Origin of the sequence: Bacillus sp. PAMC28571 (genome assembly GCF_014250435.1) — a bacterium.
In the GTDB taxonomy this organism is placed as follows: Bacteria; Bacillota; Bacilli; order Bacillales; family Bacillaceae; genus Bacillus; species Bacillus safensis.
This window is the reverse complement of the sequence record NZ_CP060191.1, coordinates 3393345-3415719: the sequence shown is the minus strand read 5'-3', so window position 1 is coordinate 3415719 and position 22375 is coordinate 3393345. Positions and strand designations below refer to the sequence as shown.

18 protein-coding genes and 1 pseudogene are annotated in these 22375 nt (G+C 36.9%); 15 read left to right on the top strand and 4 right to left on the bottom strand.

Features of this window, described 5'->3' with window-relative positions:
• The first annotated feature begins 46 nt into the window (after positions 1-46).
• The 10 genes and pseudogenes from rlmH (at position 47) to H7F25_RS17205 (ending at position 11527) form a co-directional block, all read left to right on the top strand.
• The gene (gene rlmH, locus H7F25_RS17250; RefSeq protein ID WP_185853998.1) at positions 47-526 is read left to right on the top strand and encodes a 23S rRNA (pseudouridine(1915)-N(3))-methyltransferase RlmH; all 480 of its coding nucleotides are present in this window, start codon (positions 47-49) and stop codon (positions 524-526) included.
• Between the two features lie 80 nt (positions 527-606).
• On the top strand, positions 607-2364 hold the full coding sequence (locus H7F25_RS17245; RefSeq protein WP_185853997.1) for an AIPR family protein: 1758 nt from the start codon (positions 607-609) through the stop codon (positions 2362-2364).
• 873 nt (positions 2365-3237) lie between these two features.
• Complete coding sequence (locus H7F25_RS17240; RefSeq protein WP_185853996.1) at positions 3238-6348, top strand: DEAD/DEAH box helicase; 3111 nt, start codon at positions 3238-3240, stop codon at positions 6346-6348.
• A 35-nt stretch (positions 6349-6383) separates the two neighbouring features.
• Positions 6384-6521, top strand: a pseudogene (locus H7F25_RS19580) (MBL fold metallo-hydrolase); the annotation flags it as partial.
• Between the two features lie 757 nt (positions 6522-7278).
• Positions 7279-7581: an ArsR/SmtB family transcription factor gene (locus H7F25_RS17230; RefSeq protein WP_039182804.1), complete on the top strand. Its 303-nt coding sequence runs from the start codon at positions 7279-7281 to the stop codon at positions 7579-7581.
• Between the two features lie 137 nt (positions 7582-7718).
• Positions 7719-8885 (top strand): MFS transporter, encoded by a 1167-nt coding sequence (locus H7F25_RS17225; protein WP_024424007.1) that lies wholly within the window; start codon positions 7719-7721, stop codon positions 8883-8885.
• A 50-nt stretch (positions 8886-8935) separates the two neighbouring features.
• Entirely contained in the window at positions 8936-9790 is an 855-nt protein-coding gene (locus tag H7F25_RS17220) for an MBL fold metallo-hydrolase (RefSeq protein WP_024424006.1), read from the top strand.
• A gap of 122 nt (positions 9791-9912) precedes the next feature.
• Positions 9913-10503, top strand: coding sequence for a Crp/Fnr family transcriptional regulator (locus H7F25_RS17215; RefSeq protein ID WP_024424005.1), 591 nt, complete (start codon positions 9913-9915; stop codon positions 10501-10503).
• 70 nt (positions 10504-10573) lie between these two features.
• A complete protein-coding gene (locus H7F25_RS17210; RefSeq protein WP_185853994.1) occupies positions 10574-10915 on the top strand; it encodes a darcynin family protein in 342 nt (113 codons plus the stop codon).
• 105 nt (positions 10916-11020) lie between these two features.
• On the top strand, positions 11021-11527 hold the full coding sequence (locus H7F25_RS17205; protein ID WP_024424003.1) for an LURP-one-related/scramblase family protein: 507 nt from the start codon (positions 11021-11023) through the stop codon (positions 11525-11527).
• A gap of 84 nt (positions 11528-11611) precedes the next feature.
• Here H7F25_RS17205 and H7F25_RS17200 read toward each other — a convergent pair whose 3' ends face one another.
• Positions 11612-11917, bottom strand: a complete 306-nt coding sequence (locus H7F25_RS17200; protein ID WP_185853993.1) for a nucleotide pyrophosphohydrolase — start codon at positions 11915-11917, stop codon at positions 11612-11614.
• Entirely contained in the window at positions 11910-13556 is a 1647-nt protein-coding gene (locus tag H7F25_RS17195; protein ID WP_185853992.1) for a DUF2075 domain-containing protein, read from the bottom strand. Before H7F25_RS17195 ends, H7F25_RS17200 begins: the two co-directional genes overlap by 8 nt.
• Positions 13557-13779: 223 nt before the next feature.
• Here H7F25_RS17195 and H7F25_RS17190 point away from each other — a divergent pair, with 223 nt between their 5' ends.
• Entirely contained in the window at positions 13780-14655 is an 876-nt protein-coding gene (locus tag H7F25_RS17190; protein WP_253207501.1) for a LysR family transcriptional regulator, read from the top strand.
• Positions 14656-14694: 39 nt separating this feature from the next.
• On the opposite strand, the gene H7F25_RS17185 is transcribed toward H7F25_RS17190, so the two are convergent.
• On the bottom strand, positions 14695-15591 hold the full coding sequence (locus tag H7F25_RS17185) for a PhzF family phenazine biosynthesis protein (protein WP_185853991.1): 897 nt from the start codon (positions 15589-15591) through the stop codon (positions 14695-14697).
• A 277-nt stretch (positions 15592-15868) separates the two neighbouring features.
• Between H7F25_RS17185 and H7F25_RS17180 the strand changes: the two genes are divergently transcribed.
• Positions 15869-16360 (top strand): Imm64 family immunity protein, encoded by a 492-nt coding sequence (locus H7F25_RS17180; protein WP_253207500.1) that lies wholly within the window; start codon positions 15869-15871, stop codon positions 16358-16360.
• 47 nt (positions 16361-16407) lie between these two features.
• Here the strand turns inward: H7F25_RS17180 and H7F25_RS17175 are convergent, their stop codons facing one another.
• Positions 16408-17118, bottom strand: a complete 711-nt coding sequence (locus H7F25_RS17175) for a GntR family transcriptional regulator (protein WP_073208095.1) — start codon at positions 17116-17118, stop codon at positions 16408-16410.
• Between the two features lie 156 nt (positions 17119-17274).
• Here H7F25_RS17175 and H7F25_RS17170 point away from each other — a divergent pair, with 156 nt between their 5' ends.
• From H7F25_RS17170 to H7F25_RS17160, 3 genes are all read left to right on the top strand, one after another.
• A complete protein-coding gene (locus H7F25_RS17170; RefSeq protein WP_185853990.1) occupies positions 17275-19173 on the top strand; it encodes a beta-glucoside-specific PTS transporter subunit IIABC in 1899 nt (632 codons plus the stop codon).
• Positions 19174-19183: 10 nt separating this feature from the next.
• Positions 19184-20623, top strand: coding sequence for a 6-phospho-beta-glucosidase BglA (gene bglA, locus H7F25_RS17165; RefSeq protein WP_133744906.1), 1440 nt, complete (start codon positions 19184-19186; stop codon positions 20621-20623).
• A 372-nt stretch (positions 20624-20995) separates the two neighbouring features.
• The gene (locus tag H7F25_RS17160; protein WP_185853989.1) at positions 20996-22231 is read left to right on the top strand and encodes a TerD family protein; all 1236 of its coding nucleotides are present in this window, start codon (positions 20996-20998) and stop codon (positions 22229-22231) included.
• The last annotated feature ends 144 nt before the right edge of the window (positions 22232-22375 follow it).

Genomic DNA, 22375 nt, shown 5'->3' with positions numbered 1-22375 from the left:
GTTGATAACTTATATGAATAACTTGTTCTTAAGGTGGGGATGACCTGTGAATATATCAATTATCACAGTAGGAAAATTAAAAGAGAAATATTTAAAGCAAGGCATAGCCGAATACACAAAACGATTACAGGCTTACGCAAAAATCGAGATCATTGAGCTCGCGGACGAAAAAGCACCCGAGAATCTCAGCGATCAAGACATGAAAATCATCAAAGACAAAGAAGGCGAACGCATCCTAAGCAAAATCAACCCAGACGCCCACGTCATCGCCCTCGCCATCGAAGGAAAAATGAAAACTTCCGAAGAATTAGCCGATACAATAGATAAGCTGGCAACATACGGAAAAAGCAAAGTATGTTTCGTCATAGGCGGATCCCTTGGACTAAGTGATGCTGTCATGCAGCGCGCGAATGAGAAACTGTCGTTTTCGAGGATGACGTTTCCGCATCAGTTGATGAGGTTGGTGTTGGTGGAGCAGATTTATCGGGCGTTTCGGATTGTGCGGAGGGAGCCTTATCATAAGTAACTGCGGTGAAATCAACTTAATTGAACTTTTTGAAACATGATTTAAATTAAATGTTAAATAGTAAGGGAGGGAATTTATATATGGCAATTAAAATGGATAACTCACAGTTAATAGCCAGTGAATTAATAAAAAAGAGTTTTGAAGAAAGTTTACTAGATAGGCAGGAAGATATTAAGTCTAATTCATCAAAATTTAACAAATTGCTACATGATTATTTTGAAACTTTTTCTGCCAGCTTAATTTTAAAAGCTTTTGATTTAAGTGATGAAGAACTTGAAAAAGGTATCGTTGGTAATGGAAATGACGGTGGTTGTGATGGTCTTTATTTATTTGTAAATGAAGAATTGATTTATGATGACACACCGTTGGAAAATATTAAAAGAAACCCTAAATTAGATTTATACATAATACAATCGAAATTTGAAACATCCTTTAGAGAAGATGTTTTTAATAAGTGGAAGAGTATTGTCGATAATCTTTTTAAAATAGAAGCATTTAAAGATAATGATTTTTCTAATCGTTACAATAGTGATGTTTTAGAGTTCTTTGAAAGGTTTCATAATACATTCTTAAGTTTAATAACTAAATCACCTATAGTTAGTTTTAAATTTATTTATGTGAGTTTAGGAAATGAGGTACATCCCAATGTAAAGCAACAGGCAACAGAGTTAATGAGCAAGCTTAAAACTTTATTTCCCAGTCCCAATACTGATGTCGATGTGGAATATATTAATGCAGAAAGAATTTTGAAATTATATGATGCACCTTCTAAAACAGATTTTGTTTTACATATTTCTGAAACACCAATAATTGTACAAGAAGAAAAAGAATATATTGTATTAGCTGATCTTAACCAGTATTTTAAATTCATTACTAATGAAAATGATAAATTGATAAAACATATGTTTGAAGCTAATGTTCGAGACTATCAAGGTAATATAACTGTTAATAAAGAAATTGCTGCAACCTTAGAGCAAATCGATTATAAAGAAGATTTTTGGTGGTTGAATAATGGAATAACAATGCTGGCTAGCAAAATTGATCAAAAATCAACTAAAGTTTTTGAAATAAAGAATCCAGAAATAGTAAATGGATTACAAACATCGACCGAAATATATAATTATCTGATTTCCACAAAAAAAGAAAATAAGAATGAGAGCAGAAAAGTTTTATTAAGGATAATAGTTCCTGATACTGATGCTTCAAGAGATAATATTATATTGGCTACAAACAGTCAAACAACAATTCCAAAAGCGATATTAAGAGGTACAGATGGTATTCATAGAGAAATTGAGAATTATATGAAAACAAAGGGGTTATTTTATGATAGAAGGAAAAACTTTTATAAGAATGAAGGTAAACCTAAAGATAAGATAATTAGTATTCCTTTTTTAGCTCAATGTTTAATATCCATTCTCTTAAGAAAACCTAATTATGCTAGAGCAAGACCTTCTACACTATTAAACGATGAAGAAACATACAAACAACTGTATTTAAATAATAGAATATTAGATAGTTATTATAATGCTGCGGTAATTGGAAAAAGAGTTAGAAGCTTTATAAATAATCTAGGTGTTTATTCTATTAGCGAACAATCAGATATTTCCTTCTATGTAATGTATGTTTGTTCCGCTAAAATTTCTGGATCTGCAGATATTTCACCAAAACAATTAGGTAACTTTAATTTAGATGATATTACTGAGGAAAAAGTTAAATTATGTGCTGAATATGTTTATGAAAAATATCTGAAACTTGGAGGCAATAATAAAGTAGCTAAAGGCACAAATTTAATAGATAAATTAGTGGATGATGAATTTATTGTAAAACCATTTAATTAAAAACGTAGATTTATTAATAGATAAGAAAGGTTTAATTTACAAATACAATTAGTTGGTTGACTTTAAAAAGAAGCCAATATGCTAAAGTGTGTATTGATTTTTTTATATTTAATCGAAAATACTTATATCTCATTCATTATAAGATTAGGTATACTACAATGATTTGAAAGTTGTCTACAAGCGCATCTGTAGTAGGTATTCGGGGATTGTTAGAATGATATGAAGATCAGTAATAAAAACTATAGGGAGATGATGAATAAGAGAAGTTTCGATCAAAGCTTTTTTATCAGGATCTTTCGTATTATCATGTGTAATTGGTCTTGAAATCAATGTTGATATTTATTCTCATTATTTTGAAACGTTTTGGAGAAGTTGTTTATTAAGTGGGGTTTATTGGATATAGAGTGCAAGAGATTTGTTAAGTACTAATTGTAATAGATGTATTAACAACTCAAAAAAATGATAAAAGAATTAGATAATAAATAGCCTAAATGAGCGTCATTCAATTCTATTGAATGACGCTTTATTTTTATTAGAAGTGTAATAATCTAATGTTTACGGAGGAAATGTAACTATAAAAGGATCTCTTATTAAAATACATTTAGTGAAGTCTCTTCATAAAGGTACTGGTGATTATTAATTTCATGTTCAAGTATCTCAACTCCCATTCCTAGTGTAAGTGTCTCTTTAATTATCTCCTATTGTAAATTCACAAAGATTTAAAGTACTTGATCAGATGCATTTGCCTTTTACAATTCGAATGAACAATCAATTGAGTGACACTGGAAAAGTATGTTATTATTTAATATTAAAGAGTCAAAAACTATTCAAAAGTATAATTATTTAAATATACTCGATAACAGGAGATATAGCATGAATAAAAAGGAAGATATTCTAAATGCATGGATTACAATAGAGCAGTTAGCAGAAGGTTCAATTAATAAAAATAGTAAATTATTAAAGACATTTCATCGTATTGAAAAAGATTGGCAACAATTCTTTATGAATTTTTTATATTATCAAAAACAACAAAATAATATGTCAGATAAAGCCTTTAAAAAGTCTGGAATCGTATTTTACTTTGGTATTTTCAATTTCCAAGAAGTTGTTGATATTTTGAGAGAAAAATATAATATTGAGAAAACTTATGAGGAAATAAGTAATTCGGAAAAATTTACTTTCGCTTTATATTTTGATCATCAACTAAATCTGGTGGCTGATAAATTGTTTTTAACAATGAGCGGTTATATTCGCGAACATGGCCATTTACCTGATGATTTTTTAAAAGTTGAAACTTTATTTAGAGAAGAATTAGATCGAAAATTTGAAGAGGGTTTTCATAATGTGTTCTCTGAACTTATACAAAAGTATCATGTATCAATAGATAATTTCCGTTATAAATTCATACGACATCTGGATAATGAGGATATAAATCTACATTCATTCTTTATTGAAGATTTAAAAATGGCAAAGTTAATTGATACTGAAAATATAAACAGATATTTTAATGGGTTTACTGGAAATAGAAGAAATCTAGACAGTCATAAAGAGTCTGAACATTTTAACGCTTATATTTTTGAGGAAATTGCTTTAAAACCAAAATATTATCCGTTAGGACGTTTTCCATCAAACCCTGATTATGCACTCTATTTTATGCAACAAGCAGCTGTCAATTTAGCTTTAAACGACAAAAACGATATCCGAAGTATTAACGGCCCACCAGGAACAGGCAAGACAACATTGTTGAAGGATATTTTTGCTGATTTAGTCGTACAACAGGCTCTAGCTATTTCAAATCTTTCTAATAAAGTGATTCAAGGCAGTCTGGCCTATTGGCAAAATGCTAAACTTGGCGTGTTACCACGATCTATTTCTGATAAGAATATTATTGTGGCAAGTTCAAATAATGGAGCAGTCCAAAATATCGTTAATGAATTACCGGTGAAAGAAGAGATTCCTAAATGTTTTCAAGATCAATTAGAGAAAGCAAATTATTTCAAAGATATTTCTAATTCTCAACTAAAAGGAGAAGGATTTGGGAAAGATCGATACATTATAAGTGAACTGCTCAATGATAAAAATTGGGGTGTTTTTTCATTAGAAGGTGGAAATTCACTCAACATGAATAATTTGCTTCTCAATATAGAGGCAATTGAAAAAGATTTGGAGGAAGATGATCAATCGAATACTGGAGTATATCAGGAATTCAAACGGCTTTATAATAAATTAAAAGTTGAAAGAGACAAAGTAGAAAAATATAGCCAAAAATTATATAAAATACAAAAACTAAAGATCAATTATATAAATCAAGTTAAAGAATTTGAAAATGAGAAAACAGAAAAACATAAAGTTTTGACTAGTAATGAAAAAGAAGCAAAAGCTGAATTAGAGAGACTTAGAGAAGAGGAATTAAAATTTCAAAAAGTTTTATCTAATGTTTCTGTTGAACTTGAAAATTTATCAAGGGCAGAAGTACAAGCTGAACGAAATTATCATGTTCTTACTTCACAAAAGCCTAGTTTTTTATGGTTTCAGAAAATATTTAATAAATCTAAAGTCGAACATTATTTCAAAAAGCTAAACAGCGTGAATGAACACTTAAATGATCTAACTCAACAAAAAACAACACTTACAAATGATTATAGACAGTTTGAAAAGCATCTAGCTAAAAATGCTGTTAATAAAGAGTATACTCAAAAACAAATGATGGAAAGAAAATCTACCTATGAACGATGGGTGAATGCTAAGAATAATGATTTGGGAAAAATGAAAAAAGAAATTGATGCATTTGAAAAGAACAAGTCACAAAATGAAATTAAGGAAATAGACTTTTCTTTATCATACGAAGAACTCCAAAAGTCTAATCCTTGGTTTACAAAGGAGTTTCGTATTTTACAATCAGAATTATTTATTTCGGCTTTAAAAGTTAGAAAGCAATTCCTCAATGAGAACGTAAGAAATTTAAAAGCAGCAAGGATTATCTGGAATAAACAATCAAATTACATTGCGAAAGAGAATGGCCATGAGATAATTTCAGAAGCATGGCAATGGATCAATTTCGCTGTACCAGTTATCAGTACAACTTTTGCAAGTTTTGGTCGAATGTTTAAAAACCTCAAGGAAAATTCAATAGGCAACTTATTTATTGACGAGGCTGGTCAAGCATTACCGCAGGCTAGTGTAGGAGCCATTTTTAGAAGTAAAAAAGTAATGGTTGTTGGAGATCCCTCACAAATAAGGCCCGTATTAAATTTAGATCCAAATGTTTTAACTTTGATTGGAAGACACTATAACGTAGACGAAAAATTTGTATCTGCTAATGCATCCACTCAAACAATAGTAGATGATACTAGTCAGTATGGATTCCAAAAAAACGAAGACGAATGGATTGGAATTCCACTGTGGGTACATAGACGTTCAAACTATCCAATGTTCACGATTTCTAATGAAATTTCTTATGATGGTTTAATGGTACAAGGAAAAAATGAAGATGAGGTGCAAGGGAGATCAGAGTGGCTTCATTGTGTGGGAAAGGCGAATGACAAATATGTTAAAGAACAAGCTGAGTTACTGAAAAAACAAATTACTGAGCGGATACAAGCAAATACAGATTTAGCTGATGATATCTATGTGATATCTCCTTTTAGAAATGTTGCTTATCAAATTGCACGAGTTTTAGATGAAATAACCTTTACTAAACGAAAAGAAGGTAAACCAATAAATGTAGGTACTGTTCATACTTTTCAAGGAAAAGAAGCGAAAATTGTCTATTTTGTCCTAGGAACAGATTCAAATAGCAGTGGAGCAGCAAAGTGGGCTGTTTCAGAGCCCAATATAATGAATGTTGCGGCCACTCGAGCTAAAGAAGAATTTTATATTATTGGTGATAAGAAATTGTATGCATCTCTTGGAAGTGACGTTGCAAACAAGACTATTTCAATTATTAATGACTATAATAATGCTTGTAACCGGCTGCGTAAGTAGTACTTCAATATACAATCTAAGAAAGCAGGCAAACCATGCACACAATCAAAAAAATAGGCCGAACCTTCTCATACATCACACCAGTATCACGAACAGACCGCCCCATCCTAGGCATGGTCGTAGGCAATAACAAAAAATTAATGATCGATACCGGTAATTCAGAAGATCATGCGGCTGATACGGTGAAAGAAATATTGCGTCTTTTAGATGAGTTAGAAGCTTTTGATGCAGATACGTATATTCCTTCACACCAAAGACCGTGGACAAAATGTGGTGGAGATCACCAGAGAATCGTGAGTGAATATCAAGTACATGCGAACAGAGAATTGAAAGAAGATGAATTAGAAACCATTATTTACTTTGTGAATGGTGATTAAATAATCACTAAAAAAAGTCTCATTTGAGTGATTTCCCTCAAACGGATCACGGATTGTGAGAGACTTATTTTTGGCATTGATAATAAAAACAAGCCCACGTAGGCTTAGTTTTCAGGTAGTGTTTTCGTCCAAAAAAATCAAATCGCTTCACGCAATTGATGGTTCTAAAATGACAATTTTTCATTGTTTCTCCTTTCATTATCACTTGAGTGTTTCATGAGCTAATTTAAATGTAGTTCTAGAGATCTTCCAACATAAAATAATATTTTAATAACCTTGGTAGATAATAACCTCATTTAAAGGCATCACGGTGAGCCTTATCATAAGTTAGTGAGGGGTGAGAAGGCTAAATTTAGCTGTACAAGCAGCAAAAAAGTACTCTAATCCTTTTCCATCAAACATCTCCATTGCACCAGCATAGAAGATATAACCACCCCGCAAAAAAACGCGATTAAGCCTAAAGCTGCGGGAATGACCTAGTAAAATAGAAACTTTTAAGGAATCTCCAACAACACATGTTGACATATCGTTATTTATCGATATAATAATTTGTATGGAGCCAATAGAAGTTTTCAAAGCCTTATCCAATGAATCAAGACTGCAAATTTTACAATGGCTAAAGGAACCTGATCGTCATTTTACACCCCATGAAGGGATTGATATGAATACTACAGGGGTATGTGTTAGTCAAATAACAGATAAATTGAAAATGACGCAATCAACAGCATCTCAATATCTTTCAATTTTACTACGAGCTGGATTAATTACGACAGAGCGTATAGGTAAATACACGTATTATAAAAGAGATGAAAATGCCATAAAACAAATTGCTGAGATTCTAGAAAAAAATATTTAATAAATGAACTGAATTCATACATCAGAATTCAGTTTCATTTATTAAATACAAATCGACTTATCGTAATATGTTTTTTTGTCCATACATATTAACAATTCTAGATATGTGAATTCGTTATATATAAGGAGTGATCTACATTGTCAAACACTGTAAAGATTTACATTTTAGCTATTGTCAGTTTTTTAGTTGGTACATCAGAGTATATCATCTCTGGTATTTTGGATAATATTTCTGAATCATTAGGGATTACGATAGCTGCAGCCGGCCAGTTAATTACGATTTTTTCTCTTGTGTATGCCATCTTCACCCCAGTATTAATGGCTTTAACATCGGGAATGAATAAACGCAAGTTAATGTTATTTTCACTTAGCGTTTTTATTCTAGGTAATATTCTTGCATTCGTCCTCCCTGGGTATCAATTATTTATTGTGTCAAGAATTATTATGGCTCTTGGAGCGGGGATGGTCGTAGTTACTGCATTAACAATTGCTGAAAAAATTGCACCAAAAGGTAAGCAAGGTACCGCTATTGCTACAGTAGTAATGGGCTTTACAGCATCATTGATCATTGGAGTCCCACTAGGCAGAATGACTAGTGATTTCTTTGGTTGGAAGGCTGTATTTGGAGGAATAGCCTTACTCGGATTATTAGCCATGGTGATAATTTCTCTTACGATTCCAAAAATCCAAGGGGATAAACCTGTACCTTTAATTCAACAACTCGCTCTTTTTAAAAAACCAAAAGTAGTGTTGGGATTAGCTATCACCTTTTTTTGGCTTGGTGGTTATTCAATTGCCTATACCTATCTATCCCCTTACCTTTTAAATATATCAGGTGTAAGCAGCAAATTGCTGAGTGGAGTTCTCCTCGTATTCGGGATTGCTAGTCTAGTTGGGTCAAAGTTTGGTGGATTTAGTACCGATCGATGGGGTGTGAATTTTACTCTGATTAGTGGAATGACATTACATGTCATCATGCTCATATTGCTCTCACTAGTTACGCATTCTTATGTTGGAGTATTGCTCATTTTAATATTATGGTCATTTGCTGCATGGTCTTCTGGCCCGACTCAACAATATCACTTAGCTACAATGGAGCCAGAGTCATCAGGTATACTATTAGGTCTCAATCAGTCAATGATGCAATTGGCGATGGCTGCAGGTGCAGCTATTGGAGGTATCTTTGTAGAGAAAGTTTCTCTATTTTCCGTTACTTGGGCAGGTGCTTTAGGCGTTGCAATCGCGATCATTGTAACAATATTGGCTTCGCGTGCTACTTCGAGTAATGAAATTCGATATACTTAATCATATACAGCGGAACGATAAAAAATAATGACAGAAAGTGGGAAGCACCTTTGCACTCAATTAAAAAAATAGGTCAGAGTTTTTGGTACATCACACCAGTATCACTTACCGACCGCCCCATCCTAGGCATGGTCGCAGGCAATAACAAAACATTAATGATCGATGCTGGTAACTCGGAAGATCATGCCAGATACTTTATCAAAGAAACCTTAAAACACGAGAACGCCAAGCCCGATCTCGTTGTCCTCACACATTGGCATTGGGATCATATTTTTGGTCTGCCTGCGCTGCCTGATACGGTTTCAATTGCTTCTGCACAGACAAGAAAGGAAATGGAGAAGCTTGTTCCGTTTTCGTGGTCAGATGAGGCGATTGATGAGCGGGTGAGGGAAGGAACGGAGATTGAGTTCTGCGCGAAGGCCATTAAGGAAGAATATCAGGGTCATCGAGATATTCAGGTGGTTTTACCGGATGTCACGTTTGACCGTCGGATAGAGATTGATCTTGGCGGGGTTACTTGCATTGTGCAGCAGGTTGGAGGCGATCATGCGGCAGATTCAGTGATCGTGTATGTGAAAGAAGAGAAAATTCTTTTTCTTGGTGATTGTATTTATCCGAAAATGTATGCCGAAAAAGTTCATTATACGGTGAAAGAAATATTGCGTCTTTTAGATGAGTTAGAAGCTTTTGATGCTGATACTTATATTCCTTCACACCAAAGACCGTGGACAAAAAAGGAGTTTCGTCAGGAAACAGACAAACTTCGGATGATAGCGAAATTCACTGATCAATGTGGTGGAGATAAGCAGAAAATCATGAAAGAATATCAACATTACGTGAACAGAGAACTGAAAGAAGATGAATTAGAAACCATTGCTTACTTTGTAAATGGGTATCTCATTTGAGTGATTTCCCTCAAACGGGACTTTTTTTGCATCATGTATTGTGACAGACTTATTTTTGGCATTGATCATAACAACAATCCCCAAGTAGGCTTGAGTTTTCCTTATTAGGAGGTAAAAAACAGATGGACAAAATAACTGACCCATACGACACCTTCAAAACCAAAATATCCAAGTATCCAATCGAACAAAATCATTGGCAAGCCTTCAAAGATGGAACAACGATTAAACAATTAAAAGCAGGTACATGCATGATCAAGGCTGGCGATCCGGTGAAGCATGCTTATTTTTGCATAACGGGGCTCTTCCGTCTCTTTTATTTGTTACCGGATGGAAGGGAGTACAACGTGGCTTTTACGTTGGAAGATGATTTTGCTACTTCTTATGCAAGTATGATCAACGGGCAGCCTTCTCCTTATTCGATTGAAGCGATGGAGGATTCGATCGTGATTGAAATTCCGTATGATCTGCTTCAAATGTTGATGGATAGAAGTCATATGTGGGAGCGGTTTGTTCGGGTTAGTGTAGAAAGGCTGTATACGAGAAAGGAAGAGCGTGAGAGGGAACTGCTATATTTGCCCGCAATTGAGCGATATCAGGCGTTTTTATTGAAATATCCTGGGTTACATCAACGTATCGCTCAATATCATATTGCCTCATATATTGGCATTTCTCCGGTTTCGCTGAGCAGGCTGCTCCATCCTGCTGAACATTAACCTATGTTAATGCACATTCTCTAGATCTGACGTACAATCATCACATCATAGAAAAATCGGGGGTATGATGATGAAATATATGATGGTTGTTTTATTAGAGTTCTATCCATCTTGGCTTGCTTTACCACGAGAGGAGCGAAGAACCCATGCGGCTTCGCTGCAAGAGTTGATGCAGAAATATGAGGAACATGTGACGGTGCGCTTTTTTGATGCTGAAGCTCTTCCAGGTAAGGATTACACAGATTTTGTGATGTGTGAAACGGGTGACCTTAAGTTTTATCATTTTATGTGGGAAGAGATTAGAGATTCTATTCCTTATACAAGAGGTTATCTAAAAATTAAAGAAGTCATCATGGGAATGGAAAATGCTTTTCAAACATATGAAAAAGAATCTCTGAAAATGAATCCGTAATCGAAAACCACCTGATAGCAGGTGGTTTTTTGTACATTCTATTTTTTGGTATAATCAGAGGTAATGTAAGAACGGATAAATTTTTGAACTGAATCGGAGGTACATATGAAACAGCTTTACATGAAGCAGAAAGTATTTAGCCTGAGCGGCAGGTTTACGGTAAAGGATCAACAGGAGAACGATGTGTATGTGGTTGAGGGCAGCTTTATGAAGATGCCGAAGACGTTTACCATTTTGAATACAGAACGAGATGAAATCGCTGTGATTACGAAGAAAATGTTTACCTTTTTACCGAAGTTTTTAGTAGAAGTTGGTGGTCAAGAGGTATTGACGATTAAAAAAGAGTTTACGTTCTTTAAAGCAAAATATTCAATTGATGCTGCTGGGATCGAAGTGCAAGGTAACTGGTGGGATATGAATTTCCAGGTGCTCCAGAACGGCGAAGTGATTGGTCAGGTGAAGAAGGAATGGTTTACTTGGGGTGACAGCTATAAGGTTGATATTTTGAAAGAAGAAATGGAGCCTGTGATGATTGCGCTCGTTGTTGCGATTGATTGTGTGAAAGCTGATGAAGCAGCGTCTAGGTCTTCGTCGTCGGCTACGACGAATTAGTTAAATATATTCTTAAAGTATAATGAAATGAAGAAGAGTGATAGGACATTACTCTTCTTCATTAAAAAGACGAATCATGTTTCTTTACTTTTCAATGGGATATTTCTGTCCATTTTTTATTAATTTTTCTTCAATTATTTCTTTCACATCTAGATGAAGATCTGAGCAAAGCATTAGTGAATATATTAAGATATCGGCTATTTCCTCTCGGATATTTTCTTCGTTCGCCTCAAGAGCTTCTTTATTACTTTTCCATTGGAAGTCTTCAAGCAGTTCAGCTGCTTCTATCGAGATTGAGATGGCCAAGTCTTTTGGGTTATGATATTGTCTCCAATTTCGATCATCTCTAAATTGGTTAATTGAATGTATTAAATCTTTGATCTCAGTCATATTTTCCTCCCTCTTTTATCTCTTGTAATTTTCTTCTCAATTTTTCATCTGTTGCATAAATATAAAGCCCGTGAATGCCTCGCTTCATCAAAACGTTAATCGAGTTTAGTATAATCTTTTCTTTTGCCTGTTTGATTTCCTCTGGAGACATGTCACTTCTTGATGTGAATGCACCTGTGTCTTTATAATTTGATGTGTCTATGAGAAGTTCATCCTTTTCTTCATCATAGCTGATAGAAGGGCCAAGTATGACGCCGACATAATTTAAATCAAATCCTTGAACTGTATAGATTGAGCCCACTTCTCTAACTGAATCTGCATGTTCAGCCCATGTCCATTTATCATTTGTAAAATTCCATGGCATATTGATACCAGCTTCATCTACGATATAGGCAGCTCCATCTTTTTTATGTAAAAAGTCAAAGGTAGATACAATGCGGGATAGGCCTACCTCTTCATCTTTCTGCTGAATGGCCGTTTTAAATTTGTCAGGCTCCTCAAAAATTTTAAGTTCGAAAGAATCCTGTTTTATAGGCAGAGGTAATAATTGTTTTGACACAAATTGGTCAATCCATTTCAACGTATCAGTATCAGCATGCATACGCATTTGTTCTGTGAGTTTTACAGTTTTGGCATGATATCTATTTGTAATTTCCTCGAGTAATTTTTCATTCCAGTAGCTTTTAATTTTGAGTACTTGCTTTGGATCAAAAATGACAATGGTTATTTTACTTCGTTTGATAATTTCTTCTAGTTGGTTTTGGTAATGGAAGTTATTGTACTTATCATCTTTTGTTAATAAAAGATGGGCTTCATCAATTAACACGATGTCAGCCATTTCACCTGACTTTGTCATCTTATTGATAAACGAGGTTGGTCTCATAATTTGTTTCTTTTTCAGATTTGGCAGACTCTTTGCGATGTTTTGATATGTTTTAAGCATTTCCGCATGATTTACAAGTAAATAATTGTTCTTATTGTTTAAGACAGAGTCCATATCATTTGATAAATCTTGAATCGTATTAAAAAGAGAACTCAGTAAAACACTCTTCCCAGTTCCTGCATCACCTTCTATCGAAATCACATGGTGACCTGACTGTTTGATATGCTCTTTGCAAAAAGATAAGATTTCATACTTAATTTCTACTTGTTGAGGTGATAATTCTTTATAGGGAGAAAGTTTATAAATATCTCTATTTTTTAAGGTTTCAATTGAATTACTAACGATCTTATCTTTTTGCAGTTGCTCCCATATCTCTTTAAAAACAGTTTCATTGTAAAAATCTTTTTGATAATAATGATGCATTTCCCTCGATCGTGTCTGACTAACATTTTTTAATTGGAAACGATTTTCTGCAATAAAGTAGTTTATGAGATTTGTCTCAATATTGTAAGAGGCAGATTGATGAAATCGTTCATGTCCGATCAGAATTGTTTTAGTTAATTTGTTCTTTTTTGGGTCTTTCAAATGATCCTTCAATCGTCTGCTAGCTTGGACTGACTGACCAATATAAGCAGATGGTTTCTTCTTTTCATCATAAAGAATGTAGACAATAGGTTGATTATGAAATAAGGTTGTTCGTAAAGAAAGAATATGATTTGTATTAAAATCGCGTTTTTCAATAAAAAGTTCACTCATTTAGCTAGCCCCTGTAGTCTTTTTGCCTATTATCGTATCATAAATTTAGCAAAATATCTCAGTGCTTATAGGTGGATATTGATTCTCGACAAATTAGACATGTTGAGTTATTTTCCATAGAGAGATAGGTGTCTTTGATTTACTGGTAATGGGTGGAAGTCGCTAAACCCAAATGAACTATATAACTAGCATTATTTTTCGATTTAACATATGAACATACGAGGTGAGCACACTGATCACATTCCAATATAAAGTATTTCTAACAGTCATCGAATGCGGCAGTTTTACAAAAGCCGGGGAGAAGCTTGGGCTGACGCAGTCTGGGGTGAGTCATAATATTGCGAAGCTTGAGTCGGAATTAGGGGTTGTGCTGCTTCGGCGGAATCGAAACGGGCTTTCGTTAACGGACGCAGGTGAGCGGGTGATGCCGCATATCCGGCAAATCATGAACCATGCGGCATTGCTTGAGCAAGAGGCAGCGCTGATTCAAGGGATGGAGGTGGGGAATATCAAGATTGGGACATTCCCTAGTTTTTCTTCAAATGTCCTTCCACGCCTTATTCATCGTTTTACGCAAAGTTATCCGCATATCAAGCTGGAGTTATATGAAGGCGGTTATGAGGAGATTGAGGAATGGATTGCTTCAGGCACGGTTGATGTTGGTTTTTTAACGCAGTCATCGAGGGAATTCGAGACCGTTCCACTTTTTCAGGATGAGTTGGTGGTGCTCATACAAGAGAATCATCGCTTTCATACGAAGAAAGTGATTGAAGTGGACTCGCTACATGATGAAGCCTTTATCATGCCGAAAGCGGGCTGTGACATACTCGTTAAGAAGCTGTTAAAAGAAAGAGGCGGCGTGAAGCCTCATGTTCTGTTTGAAATTGAAGACAACAATACGCTCATTTCTATGGTGCAAGAAGGGCTTGGGGTCACGATCATTCCCAAATTAGTGTTGCCGCCGCACATACCTCATACGAAAGTCATTCCACTGGAGACGAGCGTCTTTCGTGAGGTCAATCTATCGCTCAAATCATTCAAAACAGCTTCCCCATCGGCCAAGAGGTGGATCGAAACGGTCAAAAATCATTTTAAATAGAATCAGCTTGAACAGGAAGTCCCCATTCAAGCTGATGTTTTATAAAGTCAATACACCGCGGATCGTGATGATAGCTGCGCCTGCCACTTTGATCACCGGCTCTGATTCATTTGGAATGACTGTGATACGAAGCAAGCCAGGTCTGCCGATGGCATCCCCTTGGGCAATGTTCAGGTGAGTGATTTCTTGCTGAGAAATGATATCCTCCAAATAAAGATATCCAGCCAATGCTCCGTTTGCTGCCCCTGTCACAGGATCTTCGGGTATACCAATCCCAGGTGCAAAATCCCTCGTATAAAGATCGCATTCTTTTGAGGGGTGAAACGTATAAAGATGGGTTGTCGAGATGCCATGCTCTTTATTCATTTTAGCTAAAGCCGCTAAGTTCGGTGCCGCTTGATCAATGTCCTGTTGGTCCTTCATCGGAACAAGAAGATGCCAGTTACCGGTGTTTGCTAATTTGATAGGATAGGAAGGATCAAGGCGGTCACTGCTCACACCAAGCATGTCACTAAGCACTTCTAAATCGATGACAAAATCCCGCGTCTTCGGTGTCACCTGCGTCATTTCCACATCAACGACCTTGCCGTTTTCTTCATTCCATACAACAGGAACATTGCCGATCTTTGTTTCTAACACAACCCCTGATCTATCTTTAGCCAGTTCTAGCTCCGTCGCCAGAAGCCAAGTCAATCCAACAGTCGCATGCCCGCAGAAATTGACCTCCTCCGTCGGGGTGAAGTATTTGACACGATAATCGGCTTCCTGATCATGGGCAGGAAGCAAGAAGACGGATTCCGGCAAATTCAACTCCTTGGCGATGCTCTGCATGTCATCTTCTGTTAAAAATTCACCATCCAACACCACCCCAGCGGCATTTCCTCCAAATTTCTCAGTTGTAAACGCATCGACATGATACACTCTAATCTCTCTCATCTGACGAACCCTCCTATACACTCTTGTTACGTTAATCATAAGTTTGTTTGATGCATTCGTAAAATGAATCTTTTTGATGGTTTAAATCGGAAGTGTTCATGGAAGAGAGGGGTTTTCGCAGAATAATAGTTTGAATAAAGTATAATGAAAGAAAAAATGAAGTGAGGGATGCGACATAGCTCTGGGTGGATACATCAATATCGGACTCGTTTTTTATGAGACCATTCATATACCAAATACTTTTCGTCAATTGATTGATTATCTAGCTCAAAAAGACATGTCTATTACGAAAGTAAAGTTTAGTCAGGACCCTGACGGAGAAACATGGATTGAACACAGTGTTAAAGAAAATATCATCAAAGACGATGATTTTTCAGGTTATTATACAGAGTTTGAATTGTCAGGCATAAGTTCAGATCGAAAAGGGATGACAATCAACATACAAAAAGAAACGGGTTTCGTAGGGTTCGTTCTCAGTTTAAATTGGACAGAGGTTGTTTCTCATGATGTTATTCATCTTCAACAAGAGATCATACGCTGTCTTGTAGATCTTTATCATACGTTTACATTTGAATATGCGTTCATTGGACATGAAATTGAAGTCGAGATTCATCCAAATGAGTTTGAAAAGTGCCTGCTAGAACAGCATGCTTTTCCAGTTGCTCTAATTGGTAAAGTAGATCACATAGACATTTATTATGGTGATGTGGCGATTGATGGCCTTTCTTCTCAAGAAAGAAGGAGGGAATGTTTGAAGATTGAAAGATAATAGTAAAAAAAAGCCTCCTGATACTCTCAGAAGGCTTTTTCCATCCATCACCCATAATAATTATTCGCTTGAATAAAAAATTGGGACTGCATGTAGTTATATGTGATTTTCGAGAAGTCGAAGGGCTGGCCGTTTGTGAGATGAAAGACCGTCTCGACGCGGAGGGCGGGATCGTCTTGTTTGAGGCCGAGGTGTGTCGCTTCGGTTTCATTCAATTTGCCTACTTGTAAGTACATATCGGAAAAACCGACTTTGAGCCCTAAACCTTCACTGACGAATTTAAAAACAGAGTCGGCAGCAATTTCTGTGTTGAGATAAGGAATGATCGTTTTTCGGTAATAGGATTCTTCTAAACATAAGGTTTGTCCATTGATGTAACGAATTCGTTTTAGATAAAAAACATCCTCTTCTTGTTCAATGTTCAAATTAAGTGCAGCTTCTTCGGACGGCTTGATGGTATCTAGCATTAAAACCTCTGATGTCAGTTGAAATTCCTCTAAATCTTTTTTAAACCCTTGGTTGGATAAAAGGCTGATGTAGCCCTTGCGCCGGTGTCTTCGAACAAAGATGCCGCTGCCCCTCACTTGATAGATAATTCCTTTTTTTTCGAGTAATTCTAACGATTTGATAATGGTACTTTTGCTCACAGCAAATTGGCTCATGAGTGTTTCGAGTACAGGGAGCTTATCCCCTTGCTGCAGCTCATGGGTGACAATATATTTTTCAATATCGCTCGCAATTTGTTGATACTTTAACATGGCCATTCCTCTTTGTTTTCACGATTTATTGTTCTTGTATTATAGCACATACCAAATTTCCTTTGATATGCTATTTGAAATTATATATGTATTGATAAATTGTACCGGTATAATTATAATGTACATATACTAGCAGTGATAAAGGGGGGGGTTTATATGTCAAAAGTGAGGGATTATCAAAAGCTTGCAGAAGACATCTTAGAGGCAGTTGGCGGAGAAGAAAATGTGGTGAGTGCTGCAAGATGCGCCACGCGGCTGCGTTTGGTTCTGAAACGTTCGAATCCAAAGGCAAAGGAAGCAGTTAATGCAATGCCTGGCGTCATTACCGTGGTGGAAAACGGCGGTCAATTTCAGGTCGTCATCGGTCAGCATGTTGGTGAGGTATACGAGCATTTTTCCAGCCTTGTTCAGCTGCAGCCGTCTGATGATGATCAGGTAAATGAAAACAAGGGAACGGTACTGAATCGTGTCATCGCGACCATGTCTGCTGTGTTTGCACCATTTGTGTATATTTTGGCCGCCGCTGGTATTTTACAAGGTGCACTTATCCTTATTAATTTATTATTTCCAAGCTTCTCGAAAACCGGAACGTATGAAGTCTTTAGCTTTATTTCATGGGCGCCGTTTACGTTCTTGCCTATCTTTATCGCCATCACAGCAGCCAAGCATTTTAAAACGAATATGTATATCGCCGTAGCGTGTACAGCAGCGCTTGTCAGTCCATCTTGGACGGAGATTGCTGGACGCGTAGCATCAGGGGAAGGCGTTACTTTTTTAGGCATAGCGTTATCTGAAACGGTTTATACGTCATCTGTTTTGCCGCCGCTATTCTTGGTATGGATTCTTTCATATGTTGAGAGATTTTTAAACAAACGCATTCACGAGGTAGTTAAACCGTTATTTGTCCCATTTATCTGTATGGTTGTCATGGTTCCGTTAACGATTCTATTAATTGGTCCACTTTCGACAGCCGGTGCAAATGGGATTGCAAACGGATACAATTTCTTAGCAGAACATGTCCCAGCTTTAGCAGGTGCCATTATCGGAGGATTCTGGCAAGTGCTTGTCATTTTCGGTGTTCACTGGGGCATCACGCCAATGGTGCTCGCCAACTTTGAACAATATGGACGTGACTCCTTCCAGGCATATCAAACCATCGCTGTTATCGCTCAGGTCGGCGCAGTGTTAGGGGTTATTTTAAAAGCAAGAAACCGCGAAACACGAAAAGTCGGGGTTTCAGCGGGAATCACAGGTCTCTTTGGAATTACTGAGCCTGCGATTTATGGGGTCACCCTGCGTTTCAAGAAACCATTTATTTTCGGATGTATATCTGGAGCGATCGGGGCCATTGCTGCCAGCTTCTTTACGCCTTATTACTTTGCGTATGCAGGGTTGCCTGGTCCACTGACGATTGTAAACGGAATTAGTTCAAATTATCCAACATCGATCATCGGCATATTGATTGGTGCCGCAATTGCGCTGATCTTACCAGTTGTGCTTATTCAAATGTTTGGTTATGGGGAAGATACAGTGGAACAGACAGCCGGTGCAACGTCTGATAAAGATCAAGTTGGAGAAAAAATGAATGCTTCGATGAATAATGAAGAAACAATCCCTGCACCGCTTGCAGGGAAAGTGATCCCGTTATCTGAAGTGCCTGATGCCGTATTTAGCTCGGGGGCGATGGGCAAAGGGTTTGCGATTGAACCGACAGACAATAAGCTGTATGCACCGTTTGACGGCAGTGTCGTCATGCTTGCGCCGACAAAGCATGCAATTGGACTGCGTTCAGAATTCGGTGTGGAGTTACTAGTTCATGTAGGAATTGATACGGTTTCCCTAGATGGCTCAGCATTCACTCTTCATATCAAAGAAGGCAGCAAGGTGAAGAAGGGTGACTTGTTGATGACATTTGATCAAGAAGCCATTGAAAGCAAAGGATTAAAAACAATCACACCCGTCATCATCACCAATACACAAGCGTACGAAGATGTGATTGTAGAGGAACAATCGACATGTCAGCCAACGGATGTCATGATCACTATTGTAAAATAGGAGGAAAAAAATAATGACTTTACCAAAAGATTTTCTATGGGGCGGCGCATTAGCTGCGCATCAATTTGAAGGTGGATGGAATGAAGCAGGAAAAGGTCCAAGTGTTGTAGATGTGATGACAGCAGGTGCTCATGGAGTACCGAGACAAATAACTGAAACGATAGAAGAAGATAAATTTTATCCGAATCATGAAGCGATCGATTTCTATCATCGTTATAAGGAAGATATCGCGATGTTTGCCGAAATGGGTTTAAAATGCTTACGTACATCGATCGGCTGGAGCCGGATTTTCCCTAAGGGAGATGAAGCGGAACCGAATGAAGCAGGTTTACAGTTCTATGATGATGTTTTTGATGAACTGCTCAAGCATGGTATCGAGCCTGTAATTACGCTGTCTCACTTTGAGATGCCGCTCCATTTAGCAAGAGAGTACGGCGGGTTCCGCAGCCGAAAAGTCGCTGAGTATTTCGCGAAATTCGCAGAAGTATGCTTCAATCGATACAAAGACAAGGTCACATACTGGATGACATTTAATGAAATCAATAACAAAATGGATGTCAACAACCCACTATTCCTTTGGACAAATTCAGGGGTATCAGTCAAAGAAGGCGAAAATGCCAAAGAAGTCATGTATCAAGCAGGACACCATGAATTACTTGCAAGTGCATGGGCAGTAGCCAAAGGAAAAGAGATCAATCCTGCTTTCCAAATTGGAGCGATGGTTTCTCACGTGCCAATCTATCCGTATTCCTCAAATCCAGAGGATGTCATGCTCGCAGAGGAATATATGAGACAGCGCTATTTCTTCCCAGATGTACAGGTGCGCGGCTACTATCCGAGCTATGCATTAAAAGAATTCGAACGCGAAGGCTATCACATTCCATTTGAAAAAGGCGATGAAGAAAGCTTAAGAAAAGGGAAAGTGGATTATCTAGGCTTTAGCTACTACATGTCGACGACGGTTAAAAGTGATACGGTGTCTGATCACAACGGAGACATTGTCAACGGAGCCCTGCCGCATGGTGTAGATAACCCTTATATCAAATCAAGTGACTGGGGCTGGTCCATTGACCCGACAGGCTTAAGATATACATTGAATCGTTTTTACGATCGCTATCAAATCCCGTTATTCATCGTAGAGAATGGATTTGGTGCAATAGATCAAGTGGAAGAAGACGGTTCTATTCACGATCCAGAAAGAATTCAATATCTCGCTTCTCATATCGAAGCACTAAAAAAAGCAATTGAATACGACGGTGTCGACCTTATTGGCTACACACCTTGGGGTATCATTGATATCGTGTCATTCACAACAGGCGAAATGAAAAAACGCTACGGCATGATCTACGTTGACCGCGACAACGAAGGAAACGGCTCAATGAAGCGCCTTAAAAAAGATTCGTTTACTTGGTATCAAAACGTCATCGCAACGAATGGTGAAGAAGTGTAATAAAGGAAAATAGAAGCCCGGACGAGCGTGGTATATGCTTGTTCGGGTTTTTCATTGTTTAAGTTTTATTAATGCCTGAATACAAAGAAAAAAGAGAGTAATAGCGACAAAATAGTTCATTGGATTGTGGAATATCTTAATGTTCAAGGATATTTGAAGAAGAATCCAAAAGCCGAATATCACCATAACAGCAGGAATGATTTTTTATACATAATAATTCTCCTTTCGAGAGTAGTTTGTTTTTAATTGGCATTGTCTCATATCATTGCAGAGATTGAAATGAGATAAAGATATTCATAGGTTCTATTATATAATTTGGTATAATTGATCTATAAAAGCGATAAATGGTAGATGAAGAATAGGAGTGTTGAAATGAATCAAACTCTGCAAATGGGTGCCAATACCGTACTAAACTCTCCAAAGGGACAAGTATCCATCAGTTATGAAGTATCATATGCAATTGATATTTCTTTAACAGCGTTTCTCTTAACAGATTCAGATCTAGTTCAAGGAGATAATGGCATTATTTTTTACAATCAGCCGGAGAGTGCCACGGGTGTCGCGACACTTTTACCAGCAGAGATATCAGGTCAGTTGAAAAGGCATCAATTGAATTTTGATATGAGCAAAGTGCCTGCAGGAATCACAAAGGTGGCGATTACACTAACAGAGGATCAAGGAATTGGCTTTTCTCAAGTGAAGAATCTGCAAGCAGAAATTCGAACAGGTGATGAGGTGCTATACCTAACACCAGTAAACTTTACAAATGAAAAAGGGATTGTCGTAGTAGAGCTATATATCAGAAATAGTGAAACGAAAGCACGATCCATCTGGCGTGGCTTCAATTCTGGATTGGAAGGGCTATGCAAGCTTTATGGGGTGGAGGTTGAACCTGATGAACAAGATGTTTCTTCACCTCCTCAAATGGCTTCTGAAAAACAAATTGATGAGTCTGCTCCAATAAAGACAGCCGCTAAAGAGAAAGTGGCTGCACCTATCAGCTTAGAGAAAGTTCAAGGTAAAATTAGTCTAGACAAAGGTCATAAACCGATCATCATTGAAAAAACGCCTGAGATAACAGCTACAGTATCCTGGGAGTCTGGAACCGATTATGATATTTATGCATTGGTCTATACGAAGTCAGGAAAACAAATAGATGTGGCCATGTTTGGTGCAAAAGGTGTTCCTGCTCTTAAAAGTTTCGGAAACGGAGCTGTAGAGCATATGGGAGATGTCGGTAGAGACTGTGAATCTATGAAAACAGAAGTCATTAAATTACGGTTAAATGACGATATCCTTGCTGTCGTTCCAGTTGTTTATTCTGCTCAATCAAACGGGACAGGTTCTTTTTATAGATATAGAGTATCTATGAGCATCGACAATCATCAAGGAACTTCTGTGACGATTCATTCCAAACATGCGAATGATAATGATCGGATTTATTCTTGTGTGCCGGGTATGCTTCAAAATACAAATGATGGTGTGATCATCCGTCCGCTAGAGCTTTACAGCAAACCAAATTCCGAGTGCAGACCTAAATTAAAAATGAAGTCATCTAATGAAATTGATGTTTTGATGGATAAAGGACCGATCAATGATTATAAATAAAATGAATGTATGGCTGGACAAAACAAAGTGCATTGTCTAGCTTATTTTATTTGATCGTTGAATAGAGAGTCTATTCCATTTTTTATGTCATTTAGCCTATTTTTCCGTTTTAATGGTCACGGTAAAATAGACTTTATGATCAAT